23 protein-coding genes are annotated in these 25,591 nt (G+C 63.2%); 9 read left to right on the forward strand and 14 right to left on the reverse strand.

Annotation, left to right across the window (positions count from 1 at the left end):
* Positions 1 to 3: 3 nt before the first annotated feature.
* Entirely contained in the window at positions 4 to 468 is a 465-nt protein-coding gene (locus IGS60_RS13355) for a nuclear transport factor 2 family protein (RefSeq protein WP_230504888.1), read from the forward strand.
* A 38-nt stretch (positions 469 to 506) separates the two neighbouring features.
* On the opposite strand, the gene IGS60_RS13360 is transcribed toward IGS60_RS13355, so the two are convergent.
* The 3 genes from IGS60_RS13360 to IGS60_RS13370 form a co-directional block, all read right to left on the reverse strand.
* Positions 507 to 1,610 (reverse strand): HD-GYP domain-containing protein, encoded by a 1,104-nt coding sequence (locus IGS60_RS13360; RefSeq protein WP_070220233.1) that lies wholly within the window; start codon positions 1,608 to 1,610, stop codon positions 507 to 509.
* Between the two features lie 41 nt (positions 1,611 to 1,651).
* The gene (locus IGS60_RS13365; protein ID WP_230504890.1) at positions 1,652 to 2,830 is read right to left on the reverse strand and encodes a pyridoxal phosphate-dependent aminotransferase; all 1,179 of its coding nucleotides are present in this window, start codon (positions 2,828 to 2,830) and stop codon (positions 1,652 to 1,654) included.
* Between the two features lie 83 nt (positions 2,831 to 2,913).
* Complete coding sequence (locus IGS60_RS13370; RefSeq protein ID WP_035819658.1) at positions 2,914 to 3,348, reverse strand: putative toxin-antitoxin system toxin component, PIN family; 435 nt, start codon at positions 3,346 to 3,348, stop codon at positions 2,914 to 2,916.
* Positions 3,349 to 3,378: 30 nt separating this feature from the next.
* Between IGS60_RS13370 and yaaA the strand changes: the two genes are divergently transcribed.
* Positions 3,379 to 4,149, forward strand: a complete 771-nt coding sequence (gene yaaA, locus IGS60_RS13375) for a peroxide stress protein YaaA (RefSeq protein ID WP_099410140.1) — start codon at positions 3,379 to 3,381, stop codon at positions 4,147 to 4,149.
* A gap of 35 nt (positions 4,150 to 4,184) precedes the next feature.
* On the opposite strand, the gene IGS60_RS13380 is transcribed toward yaaA, so the two are convergent.
* Positions 4,185 to 4,988: an outer membrane protein assembly factor BamD gene (locus IGS60_RS13380; RefSeq protein ID WP_070220227.1), complete on the reverse strand. Its 804-nt coding sequence runs from the start codon at positions 4,986 to 4,988 to the stop codon at positions 4,185 to 4,187.
* An 89-nt stretch (positions 4,989 to 5,077) separates the two neighbouring features.
* Here IGS60_RS13380 and IGS60_RS13385 point away from each other — a divergent pair, with 89 nt between their 5' ends.
* Together IGS60_RS13385 and pgeF are read left to right on the forward strand one after the other, a co-directional pair.
* The gene (locus IGS60_RS13385) at positions 5,078 to 6,103 is read left to right on the forward strand and encodes an RluA family pseudouridine synthase (protein WP_034781141.1); all 1,026 of its coding nucleotides are present in this window, start codon (positions 5,078 to 5,080) and stop codon (positions 6,101 to 6,103) included.
* Positions 6,103 to 6,888, forward strand: coding sequence for a peptidoglycan editing factor PgeF (gene pgeF / locus IGS60_RS13390; protein WP_230504892.1), 786 nt, complete (start codon positions 6,103 to 6,105; stop codon positions 6,886 to 6,888). The genes IGS60_RS13385 and pgeF overlap by 1 nt, the downstream gene beginning before the upstream one ends.
* A gap of 16 nt (positions 6,889 to 6,904) precedes the next feature.
* Here pgeF and IGS60_RS13395 read toward each other — a convergent pair whose 3' ends face one another.
* Positions 6,905 to 7,129, reverse strand: a complete 225-nt coding sequence (locus IGS60_RS13395; protein WP_230504894.1) for a hypothetical protein — start codon at positions 7,127 to 7,129, stop codon at positions 6,905 to 6,907.
* Positions 7,130 to 7,355: 226 nt separating this feature from the next.
* On the opposite strand from IGS60_RS13395, the gene phaC reads away from it, so the two are divergent.
* Together phaC and phaR are read left to right on the forward strand one after the other, a co-directional pair.
* Positions 7,356 to 9,101: a class I poly(R)-hydroxyalkanoic acid synthase gene (gene phaC / locus IGS60_RS13400; RefSeq protein WP_070291543.1), complete on the forward strand. Its 1,746-nt coding sequence runs from the start codon at positions 7,356 to 7,358 to the stop codon at positions 9,099 to 9,101.
* A gap of 224 nt (positions 9,102 to 9,325) precedes the next feature.
* Positions 9,326 to 9,889 carry a polyhydroxyalkanoate synthesis repressor PhaR gene (gene phaR / locus IGS60_RS13405; protein WP_010399000.1) on the forward strand — a complete coding sequence of 188 codons (564 nt, stop codon included), beginning with the start codon at positions 9,326 to 9,328 and terminating at the stop codon, positions 9,887 to 9,889.
* Positions 9,890 to 9,980: 91 nt separating this feature from the next.
* Here the strand turns inward: phaR and IGS60_RS13410 are convergent, their stop codons facing one another.
* Positions 9,981 to 11,576 (reverse strand): hypothetical protein, encoded by a 1,596-nt coding sequence (locus IGS60_RS13410; protein WP_230504896.1) that lies wholly within the window; start codon positions 11,574 to 11,576, stop codon positions 9,981 to 9,983.
* A gap of 307 nt (positions 11,577 to 11,883) precedes the next feature.
* Between IGS60_RS13410 and rimO the strand changes: the two genes are divergently transcribed.
* Both rimO and IGS60_RS13420 read left to right on the forward strand, forming a co-directional pair.
* Positions 11,884 to 13,239, forward strand: a complete 1,356-nt coding sequence (gene rimO, locus IGS60_RS13415; RefSeq protein WP_170846336.1) for a 30S ribosomal protein S12 methylthiotransferase RimO — start codon at positions 11,884 to 11,886, stop codon at positions 13,237 to 13,239.
* A gap of 188 nt (positions 13,240 to 13,427) precedes the next feature.
* Positions 13,428 to 14,594 carry a cystathionine beta-lyase gene (locus IGS60_RS13420; RefSeq protein WP_230504898.1) on the forward strand — a complete coding sequence of 389 codons (1,167 nt, stop codon included), beginning with the start codon at positions 13,428 to 13,430 and terminating at the stop codon, positions 14,592 to 14,594.
* Positions 14,595 to 14,631: 37 nt separating this feature from the next.
* Here IGS60_RS13420 and IGS60_RS13425 read toward each other — a convergent pair whose 3' ends face one another.
* Entirely contained in the window at positions 14,632 to 14,994 is a 363-nt protein-coding gene (locus IGS60_RS13425; protein ID WP_070220215.1) for a hypothetical protein, read from the reverse strand.
* Between the two features lie 86 nt (positions 14,995 to 15,080).
* Between IGS60_RS13425 and IGS60_RS13430 the strand changes: the two genes are divergently transcribed.
* Positions 15,081 to 16,946, forward strand: a complete 1,866-nt coding sequence (locus tag IGS60_RS13430; RefSeq protein WP_230504900.1) for a serine hydrolase — start codon at positions 15,081 to 15,083, stop codon at positions 16,944 to 16,946.
* Between the two features lie 4 nt (positions 16,947 to 16,950).
* Here IGS60_RS13430 and IGS60_RS13435 read toward each other — a convergent pair whose 3' ends face one another.
* The 7 genes from IGS60_RS13435 to IGS60_RS13465 all read right to left on the reverse strand — a co-directional run bounded on the left by IGS60_RS13435 (position 16,951) and on the right by IGS60_RS13465 (position 25,301).
* Positions 16,951 to 17,208, reverse strand: a complete 258-nt coding sequence (locus IGS60_RS13435; protein ID WP_230504902.1) for a hypothetical protein — start codon at positions 17,206 to 17,208, stop codon at positions 16,951 to 16,953.
* Entirely contained in the window at positions 17,205 to 18,059 is an 855-nt protein-coding gene (locus IGS60_RS13440) for a DUF692 family multinuclear iron-containing protein (RefSeq protein WP_230504904.1), read from the reverse strand. Before IGS60_RS13440 ends, IGS60_RS13435 begins: the two co-directional genes overlap by 4 nt.
* A complete protein-coding gene (locus tag IGS60_RS13445; protein ID WP_230504906.1) occupies positions 18,049 to 18,975 on the reverse strand; it encodes a TIGR04222 domain-containing membrane protein in 927 nt (308 codons plus the stop codon). The genes IGS60_RS13440 and IGS60_RS13445 overlap by 11 nt, the downstream gene beginning before the upstream one ends.
* Positions 18,972 to 19,700 (reverse strand): nucleotidyltransferase domain-containing protein, encoded by a 729-nt coding sequence (locus IGS60_RS13450; protein ID WP_230504968.1) that lies wholly within the window; start codon positions 19,698 to 19,700, stop codon positions 18,972 to 18,974. Before IGS60_RS13450 ends, IGS60_RS13445 begins: the two co-directional genes overlap by 4 nt.
* Positions 19,701 to 19,805: 105 nt before the next feature.
* Positions 19,806 to 20,648, reverse strand: a complete 843-nt coding sequence (gene serB / locus IGS60_RS13455) for a phosphoserine phosphatase SerB (RefSeq protein ID WP_070218909.1) — start codon at positions 20,646 to 20,648, stop codon at positions 19,806 to 19,808.
* A gap of 55 nt (positions 20,649 to 20,703) precedes the next feature.
* Positions 20,704 to 24,147, reverse strand: a complete 3,444-nt coding sequence (gene mfd / locus IGS60_RS13460; RefSeq protein WP_070291552.1) for a transcription-repair coupling factor — start codon at positions 24,145 to 24,147, stop codon at positions 20,704 to 20,706.
* A 218-nt stretch (positions 24,148 to 24,365) separates the two neighbouring features.
* A complete protein-coding gene (locus tag IGS60_RS13465; RefSeq protein WP_121669819.1) occupies positions 24,366 to 25,301 on the reverse strand; it encodes a 5'-nucleotidase in 936 nt (311 codons plus the stop codon).
* Between the last annotated feature and the right edge of the window lie 290 nt (positions 25,302 to 25,591).

Consider the following 25,591-nt stretch of genomic DNA (forward strand, 5'->3'; position numbering starts at 1 on the left):
CGCATGAAATTACCCCTTTCATATCTTCTTTCCACCTGCCTGCTGGGCGCCTTGGGCGCGATGGGTGGTGCGCAGGGGGCTCCCGCCGATGCGGAACTGCTGGCCCTGGTGCAGCGCCATGCGCAGGCCCAGAGCATCTTCGATCAAGCCGCGTTGAAAGCCGTCACGGCCGAGAATTATGTGGAAATATCGCCGGTCGGCGAGGTGGACGGGCGTGAAAAAATGCTGTCCTTCTATGCGCCCGAGCAGAAGCGGCCGAGTCCGGAAGTCCAGGTCGATGAACCGGCGGTGCGCCTCTTTGGCGATACCGCGCTCATCTCGGCCCGGTTGTCCTACCGGCTCAATCAGGAAGGGGTTGCCCGCAACTTCGCCATGCGCGCAGGGTACGTCGCCCGGCTAGTCGACAAGCAATGGCTGCTCGTCAGCGCACAGTACACAGGCATCCGTCCGCCGAAAACCGCGAAATAACATTTGGTGGCGCTGGCCGCCGGCGTTGCCCGGCCAGACTACAGCCGCGCTTCATCGCCCCACACATGGCGCATGCTGAAGTGCACGCCCGCATCGTCTTCATGCAGCGACGAGACGATGGCGAACTGGCTGTCGCCCGTGTCGCGCGGCGTCATCTGCGCCAGCTGGGCGGCGGCCAGCGGCGCGCCCAGCGGGTCGCTGAGCGGATGCACGAGGGCGGCGCCCCGCTGCGTGACGACGCCCAGTTCGCCGCTGCGCAGGCGCACCAGGGTACCGGGCGGATACTTGCCCAGCAGATTGACGAACCGTTCCCCCAGCAGCGGATCAATGGGCACGCCCTGGTCGAGGAAGATGTGCTGCAGCGCCTGGTCGGGCACGATGGAGCGCCGGTAGTTGCGCGCCGAGACGCGCGCGCAATAGCGGTCGGCCAGACCGATCAGCTTGGCGTTTTGCAGGATTTCGTCGGCCGTACGCCCCTGCGGGTAGCCGCTGCCGTCGTCGTTTTCATGGTGCAGCAGCACGCAACTTAGCCATTCCTCGTCGTCGACGCCGGCGCAGCGCAACAGTTCCGTGCTTTCCTGCGGATGCTGGCGCACGATACGCATTTCTTCGTCGTTCAGGGGGCCGCGCCGGTCCTGGAAACTGTCGTGGTGGCGCAGCATGCCCACGTTCATCGTCAGCGCGGCCGCGCCGATCAATAAGAGTTCATCGTGGGACTTGTGCATGCTGCGGCCCACCAGCATGGCCAGCAAGGCCGTTTCGATGCAGTGGCGCACGGCGTAGCTGCCGGCGATCTGGTTGAGCAGGATGCTGGCCAGGGCGATGTCGGCATCGTGTTCGAGTGCGCGCAGCAGTTCGCGGGCGATGTCGCGCACGTCGCGCTCGGCATTGCTTTCGCTGCGCAAGGCCAGCAGCAGGCGCTCCAGGCGCTGCGCCGCTTCATTGAGCAAGCGCAAGACGGACGGCTGCTCCGGCGTGCCCACGTACAGGCCCAGCTGCATCAGCCGTCCCAGCTGCGCGCCGTCCGTGATGATCTGCCCCTTGCGCAGTTGCGGGCCGGCGCTGTGGTCAGCCAGAAACAGATCCCAGGGCAGGGGTTCGCCGGGAACCAGGTCGGCCGGGCCGATGCGACGCTGTACCATGCTGTCATCCTTTGCTCCGCCGTGGCGGAGAAATACTGTCGTTAAATGCTGCGCAGGCGCTCCAGCGCCAGGCGCAAGGTCTCGTCCTGCTTGGCAAAGCAGAAGCGCACGATGCCCGACTCCTTGCCCTGCGCGTAAAACGCGGAGACGGGAATGGCGGCCACCTTGATTTCCGCCGTCAGCCATTCGGCGAACTGCGCTTCAGTCTCTTGCGAAATGGCATCGTAGCGCACGCACTGGAAATACGTGCCGTCGGCCGGCAGCAGGGTAAAGCGGCTGCCCGCCAGGCCGTCGCGGAACAAATCGCGCTTGCGCTGGTAAAACGCGGGCAAGTCCAGGTAGGGCTGCGGGTCGGCCATGTAGCCGGCAATGCCGTGCTGCATGGGCGTGTTGACGGTAAACACGTTGTACTGGTGCACCTTGCGAAATTCCGCCGTCAGCGCCGCGGGCGCCGCCACGTACCCGACTTTCCAGCCCGTCACGTGATACGTCTTGCCGAAGCTGGACACGATGAAGCTGCGCGCCGCCAGTTCAGGGTGGCGCGAGAGCGAGGCGTGCGGCACGCCGTCGTACACCATGTGCTCGTAGACTTCGTCCGATAAAATCAGGATTTGCGTGCCGCGCACGATGTCGGCCAGCGCGGCCACGTCGGCCGGGCGCAAAATCGTGCCCGTCGGGTTATGCGGCGTATTGATGATGATCAAGCGCGTCTTGGGGCTGACGGCGGCAGCGAGCTTGTCCCACGGCACGCTGTAGCCTTGTTCGCTCACCTGCATGGCCACCAGCACGGGCACGCCGCCGGCCAGCGCGATGGCGGGCAGGTAGCTGTCGTAGGCCGGTTCGATGACGATGACTTCGTCGCCCGGATGCACGCAGCATAAAATCGTCGTGGTCAGCGCCTGCGTGGCGCCGGCCGTGACGGTGATTTCCGTGCCCGCATCGTAGGCGTGGCCGTACAGGCTGGCGATCTTCGCGGCGATGGCTTCGCGCAGGGGCGCGGCGCCCGTCATCATCGGATACTGGTTGTGGCCGGCGCGCATGGCGTCGCTGACCCGTTCGACCAGTGCCGGGTCGCAATCGAAGTCGGGAAAGCCCTGGCCCAGGTTGACGGCGCCATGCTGGGCCGCCAGGCTGGACATGCGGGTAAACACGGTGGTGCCCACCAGAGGCAAGCGGGTGGTCAGGGTGGGAGTCAGGTGGGGCAGGGACGGGCTGTTCATGAACGGTAGGATCGCGGTGCGGAAAGTGGAATCGTTTCCCATTCTAGCGCAGCGCGCCCCGTCGCGTGCGGGGCTTTGGCGGCTCAGCCCGGCAATGCCCAGCCTTCCGGCACCATGATCTTGAACATGCCGGCCTTGGCCGTCTTGCGGGCCAGTTTCAGCAGCGCCTTGTCCTTGGTGATGAGGATGTCGGCGTTGGCGTCGCGCGCCAGTTCGAGGAATTTCTGGTCATCCTTGTCCGTGCAGACGGGCAGGCGCACGCCGGACACGGGCGGCGCCACGACGCTGATGTGGGCGTCGAAGCGGGCGGCGGCGACGGCGCGGCTGGCTTCATCGAGCGGCAAATGCTTGTAATGCAGCACGACCAGATATTCCGCGCGGCAATCTTCGCGCGTGATGGCGTGCACGGCGCCGCTTTCCATGGCCGCCAGCAGGCCCGCCCAGCGCGGGTCGTTGAAGACGAACAGGTCGAGGCAAACGTTGGTGTCGAGGACGAGTTTTTGTGGAGCAGGTATCATGTCGGCAATTCTATTCTGTAGTGATAATTTATGTTGATCGTGCTTTCGCCCGCCAAGAGTCTCGACCTGGAGACGCCGCCAACAACCTCGTTGCATAGCACCCCCGATTTTCTCGACCATTCTGCCCAGCTCATAGCCCGCATGCGCCAGTTTTCGCCCGCCGAAGTGGGCAGCCTGATGGGCATTTCCGACGCCTTGTCCGCCCTCAACGTGGCCCGCTACGCGTCCTGGACGCCGCAGCTGGAGGAGGCGCGCCAGGCCATCATGGCTTTCAATGGCGACGTGTATGCCGGTTTCGAGGCGCGCAGCCTGCAGCCGGCCCAGCTCGACTATGCCCAGTCGCGCGTGCGCATTTTATCTGGCCTGTACGGCTTGCTGCGCCCGCTGGACCTGATCCACCCGCACCGGCTGGAAATGGGCACGCGCCTGTCCACCACGCGCGGCAAGGATTTGTATGCGTTCTGGGGCGATACCATCACCAACGGCCTGAACCGCACAGCGAAGGAGCAGGGCGCGCAAGTGCTGGTCAATCTTGCTTCCGAAGAATATTTCAAATCCGTCAAGCCGCGCCAGCTGGACGTGCCCGTCATCGCGCCCGTGTTCGAGGACTGGAAGAACGGCAAATATAAAATCATCTCGTTCTACGCCAAGCGCGCGCGCGGCATGCTGGCCCGCTATGCGGCCGTCCACAATATCCGCGATCCGCAGCAGCTCAAGCAGTTCGACGTGGACGGCTACGGTTTCGTGCCGGAAGCGTCGAACGACACCAGCTGGGTGTTCCGGCGCAAGGTCGGCGAATAAGTAAAAAAACCGGGCTAGCCCGGTTTTTTCTTATTTTACTGCCAGAATTTCCACCACTTGCGTTCCTTGTTCACCCCTTCCGGGCTGAGGAATGCCGTGTTCGGGTAGTTCTTGGTCAGCACGCGCAAGGTATCGTCGCGCAGGTCGGTCAAGCCCAGCTTGTCGTACGAGCGGTACATGATGAACAGCGCTTCTTCGATGGCGGGCGAGGCGGCAAAGTCCTTGACCGTCGTTTGCGCGCGGTTGGCGGCGGCCAGGTAGGCGCCGCGGCGGTAGTAATAGCGCGCCACGTGCACTTCGTATTTCGCCATGGCATCGATCAAATAGTTCATGCGGGCCAGCGAATCGGGCGCGTATTTGCTATTTGGGAACTTGTCGACCAGTTGCTTGAAGGCCGCAAACGCTTCGCGCGTGGCTTTCGGATCGCGCTCGGTCGGATCTTGCTCGTACAGGAAGTTCAGGAAGCTGATCTGGTCGTTAAAGCTGATCAGGCCGCGCAAGTAGTACATATAGTCTACATTGGCGTGGTTCGGATGCAACTTGATGAAGCGTTCGACGGCAGCCAATGCCTGCGCCTGGTCTCCCGACTTATAATACGCGTAAGCGATCTCCATCTGCGCTTGCAGAGCATAGTTGCCGAAAGGATAGTTAGCCTCCAGCTTCTGGAACAGGCCGATTGCAGCTTCATAGTGCTGCCCGGCCATTTCTTCACGCGCCTCCGAGTATAATTTCGTAACGGACCAGTTTTTGGTCTCATCCACTTTTTCAGGCAACAAGCTGCAAGCGGACATGCCGAGCAGAACGACTGAAGCGACTACCAACGATAATTTTTTTTGCATGACGTTTTGCAAGAAGGTTTTAACCAAGATTTTACAATAGGCTGATTATAGCCGATGGGAATGCTGTGATATTAACTCCGAAGCCTAATTTGGCTGACCCCGCGTTTGACTCCCTTTCTGACCATGCCGCCGAAGAGGCGTTTGACGGCGATTTTGCCGCCGACGACGTCTTCGAGGAAATGGCCCCGATTACATTGGAACTGACGCCGGACGCCTGCGGCCACCGCCTCGATAAAGTCATCGCCCAGCTGGTGCCGCAATACTCGCGCAGCCGCTTGCAATTGTGGCTGGAAGCCGGTTTCGTGACCGTCGATGGAAAAGTTGCCAAACGCAACATGACCGCCTATGGCGACGAGAAGATCGTCATTCTGCCGCAAAGCGCGCCGGAAGACGAGGCTTTTAAGCCGGAAGCGATGGAATTGAACATCGTGCACGAAGATGAGCATATCATCGTCATCAACAAACCGGCCGGACTGGTCGTGCATCCGGGCCCCGGCAACTGGTCGGGCACCCTGCTCAACGGCTTGCTGCACCACTGCCCGCAACTGGCTGGCGTGCCGCGCGCCGGCATCGTGCACCGCCTGGACAAGGATACGAGCGGCCTGATGGTGGTCGGCAAGACCCTGGCTTCGCAAACGGACCTGGTGCGCCAGCTGCAGGCACGCACCGTCAAGCGCGAATATTTCGCGCTGGTGTGGGGCACGCCGAAAATGGCGGGCACCATCGATGCGTCCATCGCGCGCCACCCGCGCGACCGGGTCAAGATGGCCGTGTCGGAGAACTTCACCGCCAAGCCCGCCATCACGCACTATGAATTGATCGGCAGCGGCGAACTCGACCGCCGTCCCGTGAGCCTGATGCAATGTCGCCTGGAAACAGGCCGCACGCACCAGATCCGCGTGCACATGCAGCATCTGGGCTTCGCGCTGGTCGGCGACTACGTGTACGGCAAGCAGCACCTGGTGTCCGTCTTCTCGCGCCAGGCCTTGCAGGCACGCCGCCTGGGCCTCGTGCATCCGGGCACGCTGGAAGCGTGCGAATGGATCGTGCCGCTGGCCGATGATTTCGCGCAATTGATCGCCACGGCCGGCATTCCCGAGCCGGAACAGGTCTGATGACGTCGCCGTTGCCTTGCATTGTTCCCCATTGGCCCGGCCTGCCCGCCAACGTGGGCGCGCTCGCGACCGTGCGCGCGGGCGGCGTCAGCCAGGAGCCATATGGTGACGGGCAGGGCGGCGGCGGCTTGAACCTGGGCACGCACGTGGGCGATGACCCTGACCACGTGGCGGCCAACCGCGCGCGGCTGGCCGCTATCCTGCCTGCCGAGCCGGCCTGGCTGTCGCAGGTGCATGGCGTGGCCGTTGCCGATGCTGGCAAGCTGGACGGCCACGTGCCCGACGCCGACGCCAGCGTGGCAACGCAGCCGGGCGCCGTGTGCGTGGTAATGACGGCCGATTGCCTGCCCGTGCTGTTCAGTTCGACCGATGGCCTGGTCGTCGGCGCGGCCCACGCGGGCTGGCGCGGCCTGGCCAACGGCGTCTTGCAGCGCACGGTGGACAGCATGCGCGCGCAGGGCGCGACGGAGATCCTCGCCTGGCTGGGGCCAGCCATTGGCCCGCAGCAATTCGAAGTGGGGCAGGACGTGCTGCAGGCGTTCCGCGACGGCGCGCGCGATGACGTCGAGCGGCAAGTGTTGTCGGATGCGTTCGCCGCCATCGATGGCAAGCCGGGCAAGTATCTCGCGAATATTTATGCGCTGGCGCGTACCATGCTGCTGCGCGATGGCGTGGCGCAAGTGGCGGGCGGGGAATATTGCACCGTCAGCGATGCGGCGCAGTTTTACTCGTACCGGCGCGACGGCGTCACGGGAAGACAGGCCAGTTTGATCTGGCGCAAATAATCTGCACGGCAGACACTTATGTGTCTGCCGTTTTTGTTTTATCGTCTGCTGAGGCGAGCGCGCGGGCGTTCAGTTCAGCGATACGGGCCGCCTTGCGTTTGCGTCGCCGCGAGCCCGTCAGATAGAATAGGATGGACAGCGGGATGACGCAGTACAGCACGAAGGTCATCACCCCGGCGACGATGGACGGTTCCGTCAGCGCCATGAGGCCGACGACATAGATCCAGGCAACAGCGGTCATGAGCATCATTGGTATTGGCAATTAGTAAGAGTTTGCATGCAGTTGATATTAAAGTTTTCTATTTTTCGACTACGTTTCGACGCCGCGCAAAACCGTAGCGAGCGGAAGGGAGAGGTGGCTAAGAAGCGCAACCGTACGAAGGTACGGTGAGCATCGCAGGCCGCCTATACCGACGCGCAGTAGGTTTTGTTCGGCGTCCCCAATTCTTGAATGGACTTATATAGCTATGAATATGCCCGATCCTCAAATGATGACCAAGGAATGGATGGCGCAGATCAGCAATCCTGAGCAGTGGAAGACGTGGTTCAACATGGTACCGCAGCCCCAGGGCAATCCGATTGCCGGCATTTTGCAGGATGCGGGCGCCAGCATCAAGCCGGAAGCGATCGAGCAACTGAAAAATGCCTACGTGGCCAAGCTGACGGGCTTGTGGGCTGACTTTATGGCTGGCAAGGCGCCGGAGCTGAAAGACCGCCGCTTTGCCGCGCCCGCCTGGCACGCCAGCCCCCTGTCGGCCTTCAATGCGGCCGCCTATCTGCTCAATGCCGAATTTCTCAGCGCCATGGCCGATGCCGTGGAAGCGACGCCGCACCAGAAGCAAAAGATTGCCTTTGCCGTGCAGCAAATCGTCGACGCCATGTCGCCCGCCAACTTTCTGGCCACCAATCCCGATGCCCAGCAAACCCTGATCGAGACCAAGGGCGAAAGCCTGGCCAAGGGCTTGAGCAATATGCTGGCCGACATGCAGAAGGGCCGCATCTCGCAATCGGACGAATCGGCCTTCGAAGTGGGCCGCAACGTGGCCACCACGCCGGGCACGGTGGTGTTTGAAAACGCCTTGTTCCAGCTGATCCAGTACACGCCAAGTACGCCCACGGTACACCAGCGGCCCCTGCTGATGGTGCCGCCGTGCATCAATAAATTCTATATCCTTGACTTGCAGCCGGAAAACTCGCTCGTGCGCTATGCGGTGGAGCAGGGCAATACCGTGTTCCTGATGTCCTGGCGCAATCCGGACATGAGCATGCAGCACCTGACGTGGGACGATTATGTCGAGCAAGGCGTGATCGAAGCGATCCGGGTGACGCAGGACATTTCGGGCCAGGACAAGCTCAATATGTTCGGCTTTTGCGTGGGCGGCACCATCGTTTCGACGGCGCTGGCCGTGCTCAAGGCGCGCGGCGAGAATCCGGCCGCCAGCCTGACCCTGCTGACCACCTTCCTCGACTTTTGCGACGCGGGCGCGCTCGACGTCTTCATCGACGAGCCGCAAGTGGCGCTGCGCGAGCAAACCCTGGCCAAGGGAGGCCTGATGTCGGGCCGCGACCTGGGCAGCACTTTCTCGAGCCTGCGGCCGAACGACCTCGTGTGGAACTACGTGCAGTCGAATTACCTGAAGGGCAAGGAGCCGCCCGCGTTCGACTTGCTGTACTGGAATGGCGACGGCACGGGCTTGCCGGGCCCCATGTTCTGCTGGTATCTGCGCAATACTTACCTGGAAAACAGCCTGAAAGTGCCGGGCAAGCTGACGGTGGCCGGGGAAAAAGTCGACCTGAGCAGCATCGACGCGCCCGCTTTCATCTACGGTTCGCGCGAAGACCATATCGTGCCCTGGGGCGCGGCCTACGCCAGCACGGCCTTGCTGAACCCGAAAAAGCCGAAAGCCAACCGTTTCATCCTCGGCGCCTCGGGCCACATCGCCGGCGTGATCAATCCGGCGTCGAAGAAAAAACGCAGCTACTGGAGCAACGACGCAGGCAAAGGCGCCCGCACGGCGAAAGCCAAACCCTTGAGCGCCGAGCAATGGATGGAAGGCGCGACCGAGCACGTGGGCAGCTGGTGGCCCGAATGGGCGGCCTTCCTGGCCGAACACGGCGGCGCCCAGGTGAAGGCGCCAGCCAAGCCGGGCAACAAGCGCCACGCGGCAATCGAGCCGGCGCCGGGGCGGTATGTTAAAGTCAGGGCAGATTAATTCACAAAGCGATTTGCCAGGCAAGGCCGGCGTAATCTCCGGTCTTGTCAATAATCTACTTTTAGTTGCGTTGCAATAAATGCGGGAATCTACTACCCTGATGTGCAATGGAGCCGTTTTCCACTCTATAATGGAAAACGTAGGCAGGTGCGAAAGCGGACCCACGTTCGCTTTTTTTTCGGATTAACTCAGTATGCGCTGCGGCGCAATAAGTGGAACTTGTGATGAGTAGTGCAAAAAAAAGTATAGACCGCCTGATTAAAAAATATCCCAACCGCCGTCTGTACGACACGCAAACCAGTTCCTACATCACCTTGACGGACGTCAAGCAGCTGGTGTTGGACAATGAAGTGTTCACCGTCGTCGATGCCAAATCCAATGAAGATTTGACGCGCAGCATCTTGCTGCAAATCATTTTGGAAGAGGAAGCGAACGGCGCGCCCATGTTCTCGAGCAGCGTGTTGTCGCAGATCATCCGCTACTATGGCCACGCCATGCAGGGCATGATGGGATCCTACCTGGAAAAGAACGTGCAAGCGTTCACCGATATCCAGCACAAATTCACGGGCACGTCGGCCGGCAGTTTTGAAGGCAAGCCATTCAGCCCGGAAATGTGGACCCAGTTCATGAATGTCCAGGGTCCGATGATGCAAGGCATGATGAACAACTACATCGACCAGAGCAAGAGCCTGTTCGTGCAGATGCAGGAACAGATGCAGAGCCAGAGCAAGAATCTGTTCGGCACGTTCCCGTTTGTTCCGCCGGTGCCTCCAACGGACAAAAAGTAGGCCGCAACCGATGCGGATCACGCAACGGCACAGGAATTCCTGTGCCGTTGTGCTTTGCGGGTGTCTTGCCGCCGGCTGCCGATGCTGAATGCTATTGCTTCAGTTGTTGCAAGGTGGAAAGTAGATCCTGGTTTGAATGCTCGAGCTTCCATTTCCTGGCATTGTCCATGGAGCTGTAAATGCTGACGTTACCCTTGAAATCTTCCTGGATGCTGAGAGCGAGGCCGGAGGGGAAAATCAATGGTGCGTGGCGCAGTGTGTATGGCGCATACGGCCCCCAGGTTTTGCCTTCGTCGCTGCTGACCAGCAGTGCGCCCTCGTTATACATGCCGGCCTCCATCAGCAATCTGCCGTCATTGAGGGGCGCCACGGGCGACATCAGGACCTTGAATGGCGAAACGATAGTCGTCCAGTTCTGGCCCCGATCCCGTGAAACATAGGCGTCGGGAAATCTGCCTGCCAGGCCGGCCGCTACCAGGACGCTTTCTGTGCCATTGGCTTGATGGGTAAATTCCGTCAGGTTTTTCTTGTGCGGACTAAAGCGTTCGGTCAACTTGCCCGTGCGGTAATCGAACTCGCCGATCAAGCCGCTTTCCAGCGCATAGCCGATCCGACCCGCGTCTTGCCATGTCCAGAACAAGCCTGGGCCATGCAGCCACGATCCGGGCACGGTGGTATGGTACACAGATCGCCAGTCGCCAGCGTCCAGTTGATTCGCATGAAAAATGTTTAACTCATCTCCCTTGCGATGCATCACGTACCAGCCATCGTTGGAGTTGCCACCGATGCGCAGCAGATTGCCGGGCGGCAGGTTGCCTGCATCGATAGGAAGCAGCTTGTCACTGTCACGCGCCTTGCGTAGCAGGGAGCCGGATTCGCCTACCGCGATCAACTCGGCATTGGGCAGGTCCACAGGAAAGACGCAAGACAGCGACTCCACCGTTTGCGCATTGATGATCTTCCATTGACCTTGCGTCGAGCGCATCAGGACAGCGCCCATGCGGCTGGCGGCAGCCACCCGGCCATCGGGCATTTCGGTGACGCACTCGGCCCCGGCCGGGTGGGCGCGAGAAAATTGCTCGACATCGTCCCGCGCGTGGCGTGGGGTGCTCCAGCCAAGGCTGGCGGCGGCGCCAAACATGGCGCTGTAGTCGGGGGCAAAGCGCCGGATCAATTCCGCATTGGATGCTACCTGGGCACTGCGGCCGTACTGCACGCCGAAATTGCCGCGTGTCACAATCAGTCGGCCCAGATCCGCCGATTTGCCCGCTTCGATCTTGAAGCTTCCCACGATGGTCGAATACACACGCAAGAGCTTGTTGGCCCGGGTGTCGATCAACTCGATGAATTCATACTCGCCAGGCGGTAGTGCGCCAATGAACAGGGAAGTATCGCCTGCCATCGCGCTCTCGACTTTTTTCATCACCAGGTTTTCGGACACCAGCTTGAAATCACTGCGCTGCTCACCCGCCACCACGCGGCGCAGCTTGATCGTGTTGAAACCGTAAATGTCCTTGGTATTCGACGTGATGCTGAGCACCACCGGGCTATCTCCCGATTGCGCGCTCATTTTCAGTGGATCGACCACCGAGGTGTTGACGGCGCAGCCGCTCAGCAGCAATACGCTCAGACCGCAAGCCGCGACAGTCGAGCGTCGCGCTTTCAGATTGGAAAAGGAAAAAGACATGGGATTGATTTAGTTTTTTAAAAAACAATTATATGTCAGTCATTAGTTTCTTTGTGGCATTATTTTTTAATTTCTTGATACCGGTGATGCGGGGCGGGATCTGATTCGCGCACTGCCATGACGGCAGTGGCCGGAACAAAGTTGCGGTTGTAGCGTTGCAGATGCGCCAGCAAAAGGAACCCGCGCTGACAGCAAGGGGCGGCTCGGGGTACAATAGCCGATTCGCCTCACCATTTTCTAGCTGCCAACTATGTCTGAAATTCACCGTATTCCCGTTCCTTCCGCCCAGCCCGAGGCCATGCTGGCCATGCCAGGTGCGGCGCCGAAAGTGGGCTTTGTCTCGCTCGGCTGCCCGAAAGCGCTGGTCGACTCCGAACAAATCCTGACCCAGCTGCGCGCCGAAGGCTACGAAACGGCGAAATCCTATGCTGGCGCCGATCTGGTGATCGTCAATACCTGCGGTTTTATCGATGCTGCCGTGCAAGAGTCGCTCGACGCCATCGGCGAAGCGCTGGCTGAAAACGGCAAGGTCATCGTCACCGGTTGCCTGGGCGCCAAGAAAGACGCTGCCGGCGACGACATCATCATGAAGGTGCACCCGAAAGTGCTGTCCGTCACGGGGCCGCACGCGCTGGCCGAAGTGATGGATTCCGTCCATTTTCACTTGCCGAAACCGCATGCGCCGTTCCTCGACCTGGTGCCGCCGCAAGGCGTCAAGCTGACGCCGAAGCACTATGCGTATTTGAAAATTTCCGAAGGCTGCAACCACCGCTGCAGCTTCTGCATCATCCCGTCGATGCGCGGCGACCTCGTCTCGCGCCCGATCGGCGAACTGATGATCGAAGCGGAAAACCTGTTCAAGGCCGGCGTCAAGGAATTGCTGGTCATTTCGCAAGACACCTCGGCCTATGGCGTGGACGTGAAATTCCGCTCCGGCTTCTGGAATGGCCGTCCCGTCAAGACGCACATGACGCAGCTGACGGAAGCGCTGGGCGAACTGGCCAAGTCCTACGGCGCCTGGGTGCGCCTGCACTATGTGTATCCGTACCCGCACGTGGACCAGATCATCCCGATGATGAGCGGCGGCCATATCCTGCCATACCTCGACATTCCGATGCAGCATGCGCACCCTGACGTATTGAAACGCATGAAGCGCCCGGCCAGCGGCGAGAAAAACCTGGACCGCATCCAGGCCTGGCGCGCCATCAACCCGGACCTGACGATCCGTTCGACCTTCATCGCCGGTTTCCCTGGCGAAACGGAAGCGGAATTCGAGTATCTGCTCGACTTCCTCAAGGAAGCGCAGATCGACCGCCTCGGCTGCTTCGCCTATTCGCCCGTCGAAGGCGCGACGGCCAATGCCATCGCCAACCCCGTGCCGGAAGAGTTGCGCGAAGAGCGCCGCGGCCGCGTGATGCTGCTGCAGGAAGAAATTTCCAAGAAACGCCTGCAAGCCAAGGTCGGCAAGACCGTGCGCGTGCTCATCGATGAAGTCACCCGCTCCGGCGGCGTGGGCCGCTCGTCCGCCGACGCGCCCGAAATCGACGGCGTCGTGTATGTGAAGCCGCCGTTCGAGCCGCACCGCAAGCTGGCGGTCGGCCAGTTCGTTGACGTGACCATCACGTCGGCCGACGCGCATGACTTGTGGGGCGCCGCCGAGTAAAAAACGTCCATGCCGGCGTTGCGCTGCCTTGCCGTACAGTTAGGTACTGTCTGCGGCAGCGCGCCTTGGTCTGAAGGTTTTTTATGCAGGTGTAACACTCTGTCATACGTACGGCAGGCAAGGGCATAAGCCCTTACAATCAAGGCGGATCAGCACAGGCTGATCCGCCTTTTTTTATTCCTGACGCCATGACCACACCCAAATCTCCGCAAACCGCGCTGATCCACAGCGATTACCAGGCGCCGCAAGGCTTTGCCGCGTTTCCCAATGCTATCCATCACGCCTCGACCGTGCTGTTCAAGGACGTGGCGGCCATGCGCTCGGGCGACTGGAAAGAGAAGAACGCCTATACCTACGGCTTGCACGGCACGCCCACCACGTTCACCCTCGAAGCGCGGCTGGCCGAGATCGAAGGGGGCACGCACTGCCTGCTGGCGCCGTCGGGACTGGCGGCCATCGCCATGGCGGACTTTGCCTTGCTGAAGACGGGCGACGACGTGCTATTGCCGGAAAATATCTACAACCCGAACCGCGAACTGGGACGCTGGCTGGCGCAGGATTTCGGCATCACGGCCCGTTATTACGATCCGCTCATCGGCGCCGGGATCGCGGCCTTGATCCAGGAAAATACCAAGCTCATCTGGACGGAAGCACCGGGCTCCGTGACGATGGAAGTGCCGGACTTGCCCGCCATCTGCGCGGCCGCCCACGCGCGCGGAGTGCTGGTGGCTTTGGACAATACCTGGTCGGCGGGCCTGGCCCTGCGCGGCTTCGACCTGGGCGTGGACATCATCATGCAGGCGCTGACGAAATACCAGTCGGGCGGTTCCGACGTGCTGATGGGCGCCCTGATCACGCGCGAGCGGGCGCTGCACGACCGCCTGGCGCAGGCGCACATGCGTCTGGGCATGGGCGTGGGGGCGGACGACGCCTACCTGGTGCTGCGCGGCTTGCCGACGATGAAGCTGCGCTTCGACGCCCACGACAGGGGCGCGCGCACGGTGGCCGCCTGGCTCAAGGGCAGGAGCGAGATCGCCACGGTGCTGCATCCGGCTTTCGCCGATTGCCCGGGCCACGCCATCTGGCAGCGCGATTTCACGGGCGCGGGCGGCCTGTTTTCCGTGCTGTTCGACGCGCGCTACACGGAGGCGCAGACGGACCGTTTCGTCGATGCCTTGCAGTTGTTCAAGATAGGTTACAGCTGGGGCGGCGCGAACAGCCTGGTGATGCCGTACCGCATCGCCGCCATGCGCAAGGGCTGGCAGTTGCCGGGTCAGCTGGTGCGCCTGAATGTGGGGCTGGAAGATCCGCAGGATCTGATCGCCGATATCGAACGGGCGTTCGCGGCGATGTAGCGGTATGGGGCAAGCATGCGGGCTTGCCCGCAAGCGCCTACATGGGCACGGGTTTGTTGTTGTTCAGGTCGAGGAAGCCGCGCAGCAGGCGGTAGGCTTTCCACAGCCAGGCCACGCCCCACACGATGATGGCCAGCGGAATGCCGATCAGCGTGATCCACAGGATGGCGCCGACGACGATCCAGGCCGCATACCACCAGAAGGAACGGATCATCCAGCTGTGATGGCTGTACACGAAGGTCCCGGCCGCCTCGTCCCGCTTCACATAATTGATGATGAGCGGAATGAAGGAAAACGCGCCCAGCGAAAACACGAAGCTGGCGCCATGTATCAGGTACAACCACCAGGCCAGATTCTTGGTCTGCTGGAGTTGGGTATCCAAAATAATATCTTGTGACATGAAAGCTCCCGTCGTTGCGCAATTTTTAATTGTAACAAGCAAAGCGGCGAGGCAGCGCAGTCCATGGAAAAAGGCAGAATACATTGTTGAAGCGAAATCAATATTCCACCCTGGCCGCGCGCGCCGGGTCCTGGCTGCGGCGCGCCGTGCCGGCCTTGCTGCTGTGCGCCACTGTCGCCCATGCCGCCGGCCCCACCCTGGAGGCGGAATTTGCCGCCGGCTTGAAGGAAGAGGGACTGGCGGGCGCCGTCTGGAGCGAAGTCTTGCCCGACGGCACAGTCAAAGTCGGCGCGTCCGGCTTGCGCGACGCCGCCAGGCAAGTACCGATGCAAGCCGATACGCGCATGCAGGTGGGCTCAGTGGGCAAGGTGGCGCTGGCGCTGGGCGTCTTGCGCCTGATCAGCGAAGACAAGCTCACGCTCGACACGCCCCTGCAGCAAGTGCTGCCCGAACTGGCGCTGCGAAATCCGTGGCTGGCCAGCGATCCTGTGCGCATCCGCCACCTGCTGGCGCATACGTCCGGCCTCGATAATGTGCGCTTCTGGCAGGCCTTCAGCCTGCAACCGGCGCCGGACACGCCGTTGGCCGCCGCTTTTGACGGCGGCGGCAATCTGCTGCGCGTGCGCACGCGGCCCGGCAGCCGCTACGCCTACTCGAACATGGGCTATGGCTTGCTGGGCATGGTGATCGAGCGAGTCACGGGCCAGCCGTATGAACGCTACCTCGATGCGCAGCTGCTGCAGCCGCTGGGCCTGGCGGACAGCACGTTTGCTTTTGTCAGCCAGGCAGGTCCGCATGCAGACCCGCGCCTGGCCATGGGGTATTTCGAGCATGGCGTGGCGCAGCCGGCCGTGCCCCAGTACCTGCGTCCTGCCGCGCAATTTACCACCACGGCGGCCGACATGGGCAAGCTGGCGCAGTTCCTGATGGGCGACGGCAAGCTGCAGGGTACGCAGTTCATCGACCTGGCCCTGATGGGCGCCTTGTCGGAGCCGGCCGGCACGGATGCGGCGCAGGCGGGCCTGGCGACGGGTCACGGCCTGGCGCTGGCCGTGCGCGACCGTCACAATGTCGTGGGCGCCTGCCACCCTGGCACGGCCGTGGGTTTCCGCGCCATGCTGTGCATCTATCCGGAGCAGGACAGCGCCTTCTTCGTGGCCTTCAACACGGATGCGGAAGCAGCCGACTATGAACGCTTCAACCGCCTGCTGCTGCGCGACCTGGAACTGCCGCTGCGCGCACCGGCCCCGCAGGGAGCGCCCGCACCGACGGTGGAAAACTGGCAGGGCGTCTACGTGCCGTCGCCCAGCGCCATGGCCAGCATGGCCTGGGTCGATGCCGTCTTCGGCTTTACGCGCGTCAAATGGGATGGCGAATCGCTGTTCCTGATCCCGTTCCAGGGCGAGCCGAAGGAGCTGGAACCGGTGGGCGGCTTGCTGTTCCGCGCCAGCGACCGCAGCACGCCATCGCATGTGCTGATGCAGGAAGATGGCAAGCATGTGCTCAGCGACGGTTTGCGCAGCTATGAGCGCGCGTCGATGTTGCGCATGCTGGTGCTGTGGGGCAGCCTGGCCCTGGGTGCTGCCGGCTTGCTGTACGTGCTGGTGGTGGGCGTCTGGCGCGCCGCGCTGCGCAGCCTGGGACGGGGCGACCATCTGTTCGCGCCCCTGTTGTCGCTGCTGGCGCTGCTCTTGCCGCTGCCGTTTTTCTATTTCCAGTCCTATCTGCGCCTGGGCGACGTCACCGTGGCCAGCGTGCTGCTGACATTGGCGACGGGCGCGTTGCCGCTGGCCACGGCATTCGGCCTGGCCCGCTGCTGGCGCAGCCGCGGTACGGCGGCCGAGGCGGGCTCGTGGGCGAAATGGGATTGGGTGGCCTTGCTGGCGGCCTTGCAACTGCTGCTGGTGCTGGCCTGGTGGGGCTTGCTGCCGCTGCGGCTGTGGCAGATGTAGGCGGTCAGGTCCAGGCAGCCAGCAGCCGGCGCCACCAGGGTTGCGCCGGCGTGGCCCTGCTGCCGTGCGCGGCCCGCTTGGCGCGATAGCTGGCCGCCGCCATCTGCAGGCCGACGCGGTCCATCGCCGCCATCGCGTCCGCTTCCTGCGGCGACAAGCCGTGCAGCAAGGCTTGCGCGCGGGGCGCGAGCAGGAAGGCTTCGCGCACGGCGTCGTCCGTGTACAGCCTGGCCAGATAGGTTTCCAGTGCGGGAGAGCTCATGCGCCACGCCCCGCGCGCAAGGCCGCGCGCGCCAGCTCCAGCTGGCCCAGCACATGCCCGAACGACGGGTAATTGCCGTCGCGTTCGACGATCACCGTCAACGGTTGCGGTGCATGGCGCGCCAGCAGGGTCAATAAAGCGAAGACTTCAGGCGGCACGTCGTGCAGGTGGTCGTCCAGCAGACGCTGGCCGCCGCCCGGCGCAGCTATCCAGTGGCCGCCGCTCAGGTGCACGGCGCCGACCCTGTCCAGCGGCAGGCGCAGCAGCAGTTGTTCCGGCTGCTCGCCAATATTGACGGCGTTCGCAAACAGGTTGTGCAGGTCGAGCAGCAGCGGCACTTGCGCGCCGTGGATAATCTGCGCCACCCACTCGGCTTCGTCCAGCGTGCTGGCCGGCGGGGCGACGAGGGTGGCGATGTTTTCCATCAGCGGCGTGCTGCCGATGATGCGCGTGGCCAGCGCGATATTGGCGACGGCACCGGCGGCGCTGAGCGGCGTGCGCGGCGGCGCCGCCAGGTGGCCGATTTCCACGCCGCCGGCGCGCACAAAACTCAGGTGCTCGGACCACGATTCCGCCTGCACCGCCTTCATCAGGCGCGCCATCGCCTGCAGCCGGCGCGGGTCGGCGGGTATCGTCGAGGCCAGCCCCATGCCCACGCCGTGCAGGCTGACGGGCACCTGGCGCGCCAGGCGGTGCAGGGCGGCGATGCCGGCGCGCGAGGCATGGTAGTAATCGTCGGCGATCACTTCCAGCACGTCGATCCGCGCCAGGTGGGACAGGATGCCGGCGGCCAGTTCGCCGCGCCAGCCCAGGCCGACGCGGTCGCGTGCGCTTGCCTGGCTAACTGCCACAGCCGCCGCCACCGCCGCACCCGCCGCAGCCGCTGCCGCCGCCATCACCGCCGCCGTCGCCGCCCGATGAAGAGCCGCCCGAGTCGCCCGTGCCGCCGGACGACGAGTCGCCGCCCGAACTGTGCCGGGGCGCCGGGTACAGCTCGGCGACATATCCGTACACGGACAAGGGCAGGGCGCCGATGCCGAAGATGGCGGCCAGCAGTGCCATGTCCGCGCTGCTGCTGCCTGCCTGCAGGCGCGCCGAGCGCATGTTCAGGCGGCCAAACAGCATGCGCAAGTCGGTCAGCAGCCGCTGCGCGCTCCAGCTGGTCGCCTGGGTGCGCAGGCCGCGCAGCATGAGGAGAAAAATCGCCAGCAGGACTGCCAGGAACAGCAGGTTGTAGTGCTGGCGGCTGATGGCGATGACGGCCTTGACGCCGGCCACCGTCACCAGCAGCCAGTGCGCGGCCCAGGTGATGCGTTCGCGCCGGCGCAGCAGCGGCGGGCCGACCAGCAATTCCTGCTGCGTCAAGGTCTCCTGGTAGGCGCGGCACGATGGCAGCATCCCGGCCTGCACGGCCAGTTCCTTGCTATGGCCTTGGCGGCCCAGGTACAGCCGCAGCACGTCGCGTTCGATGTCGTGGCTGGCGAAGCGCAGGCTGTCGGCGCTGGCCGTTTCGAGCAGCGGGCCATCGGCGCGCAGCAAGCCGCGGTCGACCAGCACGATGGCGGCGATCTTCACGGCTTCGAGGGCGCCGCCGCGCAAGAAGGCGATGCGGTAGGGATCGTCGGCGAGTGTCAGCTGGGCGTGCGGATTGCGCACTTCCTGGCGGATCAGCAGCTCGCGCACGCCGTAGTACACGAGCAGGCCGAAGATCAGATAGGCCAGCAGGAACCACGGTCCGCTCCAGTCAAAGGGATTGAGACCGTTCACCGCATCTGCTCCGCGTGCTCGCGCAGGCGTTCGGTCATCGTCATCAGGCTTGTGAAGGCGGGCAGGGCTTGCCCCGGCGCCAGGCGCGCCGTTTCGCGCGCCGCCGACATCGCTTGCAAGGCTGCGTGCAGCGACGGTTCGCCCAGCTGGTCGACAAACGCTTCGAGCGCCTGCTTGCCGGACAGCGCAGACTTGCCCTCCAGCTGCGCCAGCGAGGCGGCGGCCGAGCGCAAGGGACCGGCGGCGTCGGCGATGGCGCCGGCCAGCTGTTCTTCATTCAGGCTCAATAGCATATAGCGTTCGCGCATCCGCACCTGCTGGTTCAGCAGCACTTGCCGCAGCCGGCGCAGCACGGCATCGCGGCTCGTGTGCAGGCTGGCGAAAGGATCATTGCCCAGCAAGACGCGGTGGCGCGCGATGATGTCGGCGAACTTGACGGCGAAGGCGTCGGCAGCCTGCGTCAATTCGCTTTCGAGCAGGAACATCACCTGCAAGTCGATGGCGGCGTGCGCCAGGCGCAAGGGAGCGCGCAGCGCATCGGCCGCCTGCGGCGTAAAGCGCTTGAGCAGCAACAGCAGGTTGACGTCGGACGTGGCGCGCAACTGGCCGTCGGCGGCCGAGCCAAACAGCACGGCGGCGGCCAGGTCGGCGCCGAAGGCCGTTTGCGCGGCGGCGACGAACACATCCAGGTGGAGTTGTATTTCTTCTGGCAGCGGTGGCGGCATGCGGTGTTCTTTCACGGTGGGCTGGCGGGGTGAATATAAGTTTGCAATATAGCAAACTTATGCAACCGTGCGCGCACCGTCCGGCGCCGCGAACTTGGCCCCGGCTCAGCTCAACACGTTGAGCAAGCCATCGAGTCCCACAAAGTTCAGCGCCACATCGGCCTGCGAGCGCACCACGGGCTTGGCGCGGAAGGCCACGGACAGGCCGGCGATGCCCATCATTTTCAAGTCGTTGGCGCCGTCGCCCATGACGATGGCCTGCGATGGGGAAATGCCCATCTCCGCGCACACGCGCTCCACCGTGCGCTGCTTTTCCTCGGCGTCGACGATGCCCCCTAAGACTTTACCCGTCAGCTTGCCGTCAACGATTTCCAGTTCGTTCGCGTGCGTGTAGTCGAGGCCGAGGCGCTCTTTCAGGCGCTCGGTGAAGAAGGTAAAGCCGCCCGAGACCAGCAGGGTCTTCAGGCCGGCCGCCTGCACGGCCGCCAGCATCTTCTCGGCACCGAGCGACAGCTTCAGGCGCTCGTCGTAGACGCGCTGCAGGGCCGATGCATCGAGGCCTTCGAGCAGGGCCACGCGCTGCTTCAGGCTGGCCGCGAAATCGAGTTCGCCGCGCATGGCCGCTTCCGTGATGGCCGCCACTTGCGGTTTGAGGCCCTGCATGTCGGCGATTTCATCGATGCATTCGATGGTGATCAGGGTCGAATCCATGTCCATCGCCACCAGCTTGAACTCACTGAGTTCGCGCTGGCCCATCATGTAGGTCGCGTCCAGCTGCGCCGCCTGGGCCGCCACTTCGATGGTGGGGCGCAGGGCTGGCGAATAGGCGATCTGCTCGCAGCGCACGGCATTCGGACCGAGGCGCGTGACGGACGTGGGTGCGGCCAGCGCGGCGATGCGTTCGAGGCGCGCGCTATCGCCGTCGAGGCCCTGCAGGATCAGGTTCATGGTGATGGTTGTGGTATTGGTCATGGGTCAGGCCTGCATAAATGGTCGAAATGGTCTACACCGTCAATTGCTTGATGGTGGTCTTGATCTGCGTCACGCGCGCGGCCAGGTCCGGCATGGCTGCCGTGATTTTCAGCTTGTCCTGGCCATGCAGCTTGATATGGCGGTTCTTCTGGATCAAGCCGATGATGCGCATCGGGTCGATGGGCGGCTTGGCCATGAATTGCAGGGTGGCCGCCTCGCCATGCACGTCGATCTTGACGATGCCCACGGTTTTCGCCGCGATGCGCAGGCGGTGCGTCTCGACCAGGGCCTTGACGGCGTCGGGCAGCTTGCCGAAGCGGTCGATCAGCTCTTCCTGGATATCGTCGATTTTCTCTTGCGTGGCGCAGTTGGCCAGGCGCTTGTAGATCGACAGGCGCTCGTGCACGTCGCCGCAGAAGTCCGCCGGCAGCAGGGCCGGCACGTGCAGGTTGATCTCGGTGGTCGAGGCCAGCGGCGCGGCCAGGTCCGGTTCCTTGCCGGCCTTCAGCGAGCGCACGGCTTCGTTGAGCATGTCCGAATACAGCTGGAAGCCGATTTCCGTCATCTCGCCCGACTGGCTCTCGCCCAGCACCTCGCCGGCGCCGCGGATTTCCAGGTCGTGCATGGCCAGGTAAAAGCCGCTGCCCAGTTCTTCCATCTGCTGGATGGCGTCCAGGCGGCGCTGCGCCAGTTTCGTCAGGCCCTGCACGTCGTGCACCAGCAGGTAGGCGTAGGCCTGGTGATGCGAGCGGCCAACGCGGCCGCGCAACTGGTGCAGCTGCGCCAGGCCGAACTTGTCGGCGCGGTGCATGATGATGGTGTTCGCCGTCGGCACGTCGATACCCGTCTCGATGATCGTCGTGCACAGCAAAATATTGAAGCGCTGGGCGACGAAGTCGCGCATGACCTTTTCCAGGTCGCGCTCGTGCATCTGGCCGTGCGCCACGGCGATGCGCGCCTCGGGCAGCAGTTCCGTCAGCATGGCCAGGCGGTTCTGGATGGTTTCCACCTCGTTGTGCAGGAAGTAGATCTGGCCGCCGCGTTTGAGTTCGCGCAAGCACGCTTCGCGGATGATGGCTTCGCCCTCGCTGCGGACAAACGTCTTGATGGCCAGGCGCTTTTGCGGCGCCGTGGCGATGATGGAAAAGTCGCGCAAGCCTTCCAGCGCCATGCCCAGGGTGCGCGGGATCGGCGTGGCCGTCAGGGTCAGCACGTCCACTTCCGCGCGCAAGGCTTTCAAGGCTTCCTTCTGGCGCACGCCGAACCGGTGTTCCTCATCGATGATGACGAGGCCCAGGCGCGTGAATTTCACGTCGTCCGACAGCAGCTTGTGTGTGCCGATGACGATGTCGATGGTGCCGTCGGCCATGCCCTTGAACGCCTGCGTGATCTCCTTGCCGGTGCGGAAGCGCGACAGCTCGGCGATGCGCACGGGCCAGTCGGCGAAACGGTCGGCGAAGGTTTGCGCGTGCTGCTCGGCCAGCAGGGTGGTGGGCGCCAAGATGGCCACCTGCTTGCCGCCCATGACGGCGATGAAGGCGGCGCGCAGCGCCACTTCCGTCTTGCCGAAGCCGACGTCGCCACAGACGAGGCGGTCCATCGGCTTACCGGACGTCATGTCCTTGATGACGTTGTGGATCGCCTCGGCCTGGTCCGGCGTCTCGTCGAAGCCGAAGCTGTCGGCGAAGCGCTGGTAGTCGTGCGACGAGAATTCGAACGAGTGGCCCTGGCGCAGCGCGCGGCGCGCGTACAGGTTGAGCAGTTCGGCGGCCGTGTCGCGCACCTGTTCGGCGGCGCGCTTTTTCGCCTTTTCCCACTGGCCCGAGCCGAGCGAATGCAGCGGCGCGTCTTCCGGCGAGGCGCCCGAATAGCGCGAGATCACATGCAGCTGCGACACGGGCACGTACAGCTTGGTGTCCTTGGCGTACTCGAGGTGCAAAAATTCCGTCTCGCCTTCGCCCAGGTCCATGCTGGTCAGGCCCATGTAGCGCCCGATGCCGTGGTTGATGTGCACGACGGGGTCGCCGATTTTCAGCTCGGACAGGTCGCGCACCATCGACTCGACCTGCGTCACGCCTTCCTGTTTCTTGCTGCCGACCCGGCGGCCGGAACCGGCATACAGCTCCGTCTCGGTGATGAAGGATAGATTTCCTTCCGGCGTAAACAGCTCGAAGCCCGCGTGCAGCGGTGCCACGCCCAGCATCAGCTTGGCGTCGGACTGCAGAAAACCGTCGCTGCCTTCCACCGGTGTCAGCTGCAGGTCGTATTCGCTGAAGTACTGCTGCAGGGTTTCGCGGCGGCCGTTCGATTCGGCGCAGATCATCACGCGGCGGCCCGCTTGCAGCAGATAGCTGCGCAGGTTGGCCAGCGGGTCGTCGGCGCGGCGGTTGACGGCGATGTTAGGAATCGGCGCCGACAGTTCGGACGCCAGCGCATCGTTCGATTTGGCAATCGCCAGGCGCGGATACGGCTTGGCCAGGCCAAAGAACTGCTCGTCGGACAGGAACAGCGCTTCGGGCGGCAAAATCGGCCGTTCGCGGTCGGCCTTCAAAAAGCGGTAGCGCGACTGCGTGTCGGTCCAGAAGCGGCCGATGGCGGCGTCGATCTCGCCCACCAGGGCCAGTGAGGCGTCGGGCGGCAGGTAGTCGAACAGGGTCGCCGTCTGCTCGAAGAACAGGGGCAGATAGTATTCGATACCGGCCGAGGCGATGCCGCTGCTGATGTCCTTGTAGACGACGGAGCGCGACGGGTCGCCTTCGAATTGCTCGCGCCAGCGGTTGCGGAAGGTGGTGCGCGCCGCTTCGTCCATGGGAAATTCGCGGCCCGGCAGCAGCCGCACTTCATGCACGGGGTAGAGCGAGCGCTGGGTGTCGGCGTCGAAGGTGCGGATGGTTTCGATGGTGTCGCCGAACAGGTCGAGCCGGTAGGGCAGGGCGGACCCCATGGGGAACAGGTCGAGCAGGCCGCCGCGCACCGAGTATTCGCCCGGTGACATCACTTGCGACACATGGCTGTAGCCGGCCAGGGTCAGCTGCGACTTCAGGCGCGCCTCGTCCAGGGTTTCACCCTTCTTGAAGAAGAAGGTGTAGGCGGCCAGGAAGGACGGCGGCGCCAGGCGCACCAGCGCCGTGGTGGCCGGCACGATCAGCACGTCGCACTGGCGCGTCTGGATTTCGTGCAGCGTGGCCAGGCGCTCGGAGACCAGATCCTGGTGCGGCGAAAAGGCGTCGTAGGGCAGGGTTTCCCAGTCCGGTAGCAGATGGCAGCGCAGTTCCTTGCCGCCAAACCACGGGATTTCATCGAGCAGGCGCTGGCCGTCGCTGGCCTGCGCCACCACCACGGCCAGCATCTGGCCCCGCGCTTTCAATTCCAGTGCGGCCAGCGCCAGGGCATAGGCGTCGGATGAACCATACAGGGCGGGCAGCGCGTAGCGGTTGCCGGGCTTGGGGAGGGCTTTCGTTAAGTCTAAGGACATGCAGGCGATGACACTAGTGGCAGAGGCAGTTGAGTGGAACAGCTGTGATGCGCGCCGCGCCGCCAGTGACGGCGCTGACAGGCGAGATTATAGACCATCGCCCGCACCTCCGCGCTTGAGAAAACCGTCGCGAGCGGCAGCGATTTGTGGTCAAGAAGCGCAGCCGTACGCCAGTACGGTGAGCATCGCAGGCCGCAAGGCGCGACGCGCAGCAGGTTTTATCCTGCGCGGACATTGGCGATGCCGAATGGGACATGCACCATGGGTATCGTGCCGCCCGCCGATTTCAGGTGGCTCAACTGGTCGTCGAAGAAGATATGCGGCTTGAACACGGACAGCACGCGCGATTTGTCCATGCCGCCGAGGAAAAACGTCTCGTCGGCCGCCACGCCCCAGCTTTTCAGGGTCGTCACGACCCGTTCGTGCGAGGGCGCGTTGCGCGCCGTGATGATGGCGATGCGCAGGATCTTTTTGTAGCCGGGGTCGCGCCGCTGCGCCTTTTCTTCCAGGCGCTGCATGGTGGCCAGCTTCTGGAACAGGTCGGCCAGCGGGCCGGGGCGGTGCGGCGTGCCCACGTTCAGGGTTTCATGGGCGTGGAATTCATCGACGTCATTGTTGCGCTTGAACACGGTTTCCGCCTCGTCGTCGGCGATCACGCCGTCGAAATCGAAGGCCACGCGCAGTTCCTCGTCGTTTTCGTCGTCTTCCGTGCGCGATGGCAGCACCAGGCCGGCCGGATAGTCGCACGCCAGCGCGCTGCGCACGTCGTCCTCGTTCGCGCTGAGGAAGAGCGAGGCGTTGAAGGCGGGCAGGTAAGGATAGGGCGACTTGCCCGTCATGAAGGCGGCGCGCGAGATATCGAGGCCGTAGTGGGCGATCGAATGCATGACGCGCAAGCCCGTTTCCGGCGAATTGCGCGAAAACAGCACCACTTCCACGGGCGACTGGCGCGGGTAGTGCTTGTTGATGTTCAGAAAGCGGCGAATGAAGGGGAAGGCCACGCCGCGCGGCAGGACCGTGTCGATATGCGCTTCCTGGTACTTGCGGTATTCCTCGGGGCCGCTGTCGAGGTAGACCTGGTGCGATTCTGCCAGGTCGAACAGGGCGCTGGAAGCGACCCCGATCACCAGTTTGTGTTCGATAGGATAAGCCATGGTCTGCCTGTTGTTTGCTTGTTGCTCATCTTATACGACTATCAACTGCGTAGCCAATAGTGGCGTATCGGGATTTTTTGCACCAAAGCGGGGCGCCAGGCCGTTTTTTCTGTCCCCTGTGCAATATGCGCCACAGTAAAGAAAGAAATCTTGTTTTGTATCAAGTATGTAGCAGCCAGCGAGCGTATTTTCCACTATGCTTTCACTTATGAAATCTCGCCAATTGTAACGAAGCGTACGCCCTATCCCCGCCACCTTTATACAAGTGTCAGCTGTTTTACTCGAACATG

Origin of the sequence: Janthinobacterium sp. FW305-128, assembly GCF_020858135.1 — a bacterium.
In the GTDB taxonomy this organism is placed as follows: Bacteria; Pseudomonadota; Gammaproteobacteria; order Burkholderiales; family Burkholderiaceae_D; genus Janthinobacterium.

Coding starts and splice junctions, on each gene's coding strand:
- IGS60_RS13355 (WP_230504888.1), top strand. CDS start 4: ATGAAATTACCCCTTTCATATCTTCTTTCCACCTGCCTGCTGGGCGCC.
- IGS60_RS13360 (WP_070220233.1), bottom strand. CDS start 1,610: ATGGTACAGCGTCGCATCGGCCCGGCCGACCTGGTTCCCGGCGAACCC.
- IGS60_RS13365 (WP_230504890.1), bottom strand. CDS start 2,830: ATGAACAGCCCGTCCCTGCCCCACCTGACTCCCACCCTGACCACCCGC.
- IGS60_RS13370 (WP_035819658.1), bottom strand. CDS start 3,348: ATGATACCTGCTCCACAAAAACTCGTCCTCGACACCAACGTTTGCCTC.
- yaaA (WP_099410140.1), top strand. CDS start 3,379: ATGTTGATCGTGCTTTCGCCCGCCAAGAGTCTCGACCTGGAGACGCCG.
- IGS60_RS13380 (WP_070220227.1), bottom strand. CDS start 4,988: ATGCAAAAAAAATTATCGTTGGTAGTCGCTTCAGTCGTTCTGCTCGGC.
- pgeF (WP_230504892.1), top strand. CDS start 6,103: ATGACGTCGCCGTTGCCTTGCATTGTTCCCCATTGGCCCGGCCTGCCC.
- IGS60_RS13395 (WP_230504894.1), bottom strand. CDS start 7,129: ATGACCGCTGTTGCCTGGATCTATGTCGTCGGCCTCATGGCGCTGACG.
- phaC (WP_070291543.1), top strand. CDS start 7,356: ATGAATATGCCCGATCCTCAAATGATGACCAAGGAATGGATGGCGCAG.
- phaR (WP_010399000.1), top strand. CDS start 9,326: ATGAGTAGTGCAAAAAAAAGTATAGACCGCCTGATTAAAAAATATCCC.
- IGS60_RS13410 (WP_230504896.1), bottom strand. CDS start 11,576: ATGTCTTTTTCCTTTTCCAATCTGAAAGCGCGACGCTCGACTGTCGCG.
- rimO (WP_170846336.1), top strand. CDS start 11,884: ATGCCAGGTGCGGCGCCGAAAGTGGGCTTTGTCTCGCTCGGCTGCCCG.
- IGS60_RS13420 (WP_230504898.1), top strand. CDS start 13,428: ATGACCACACCCAAATCTCCGCAAACCGCGCTGATCCACAGCGATTAC.
- IGS60_RS13425 (WP_070220215.1), bottom strand. CDS start 14,994: ATGTCACAAGATATTATTTTGGATACCCAACTCCAGCAGACCAAGAAT.
- IGS60_RS13435 (WP_230504902.1), bottom strand. CDS start 17,208: ATGAGCTCTCCCGCACTGGAAACCTATCTGGCCAGGCTGTACACGGAC.
- IGS60_RS13450 (WP_230504968.1), bottom strand. CDS start 19,700: ATGCCGCCACCGCTGCCAGAAGAAATACAACTCCACCTGGATGTGTTC.
- serB (WP_070218909.1), bottom strand. CDS start 20,648: ATGAACCTGATCCTGCAGGGCCTCGACGGCGATAGCGCGCGCCTCGAA.
- mfd (WP_070291552.1), bottom strand. CDS start 24,147: ATGTCCTTAGACTTAACGAAAGCCCTCCCCAAGCCCGGCAACCGCTAC.
- IGS60_RS13465 (WP_121669819.1), bottom strand. CDS start 25,301: ATGGCTTATCCTATCGAACACAAACTGGTGATCGGGGTCGCTTCCAGC.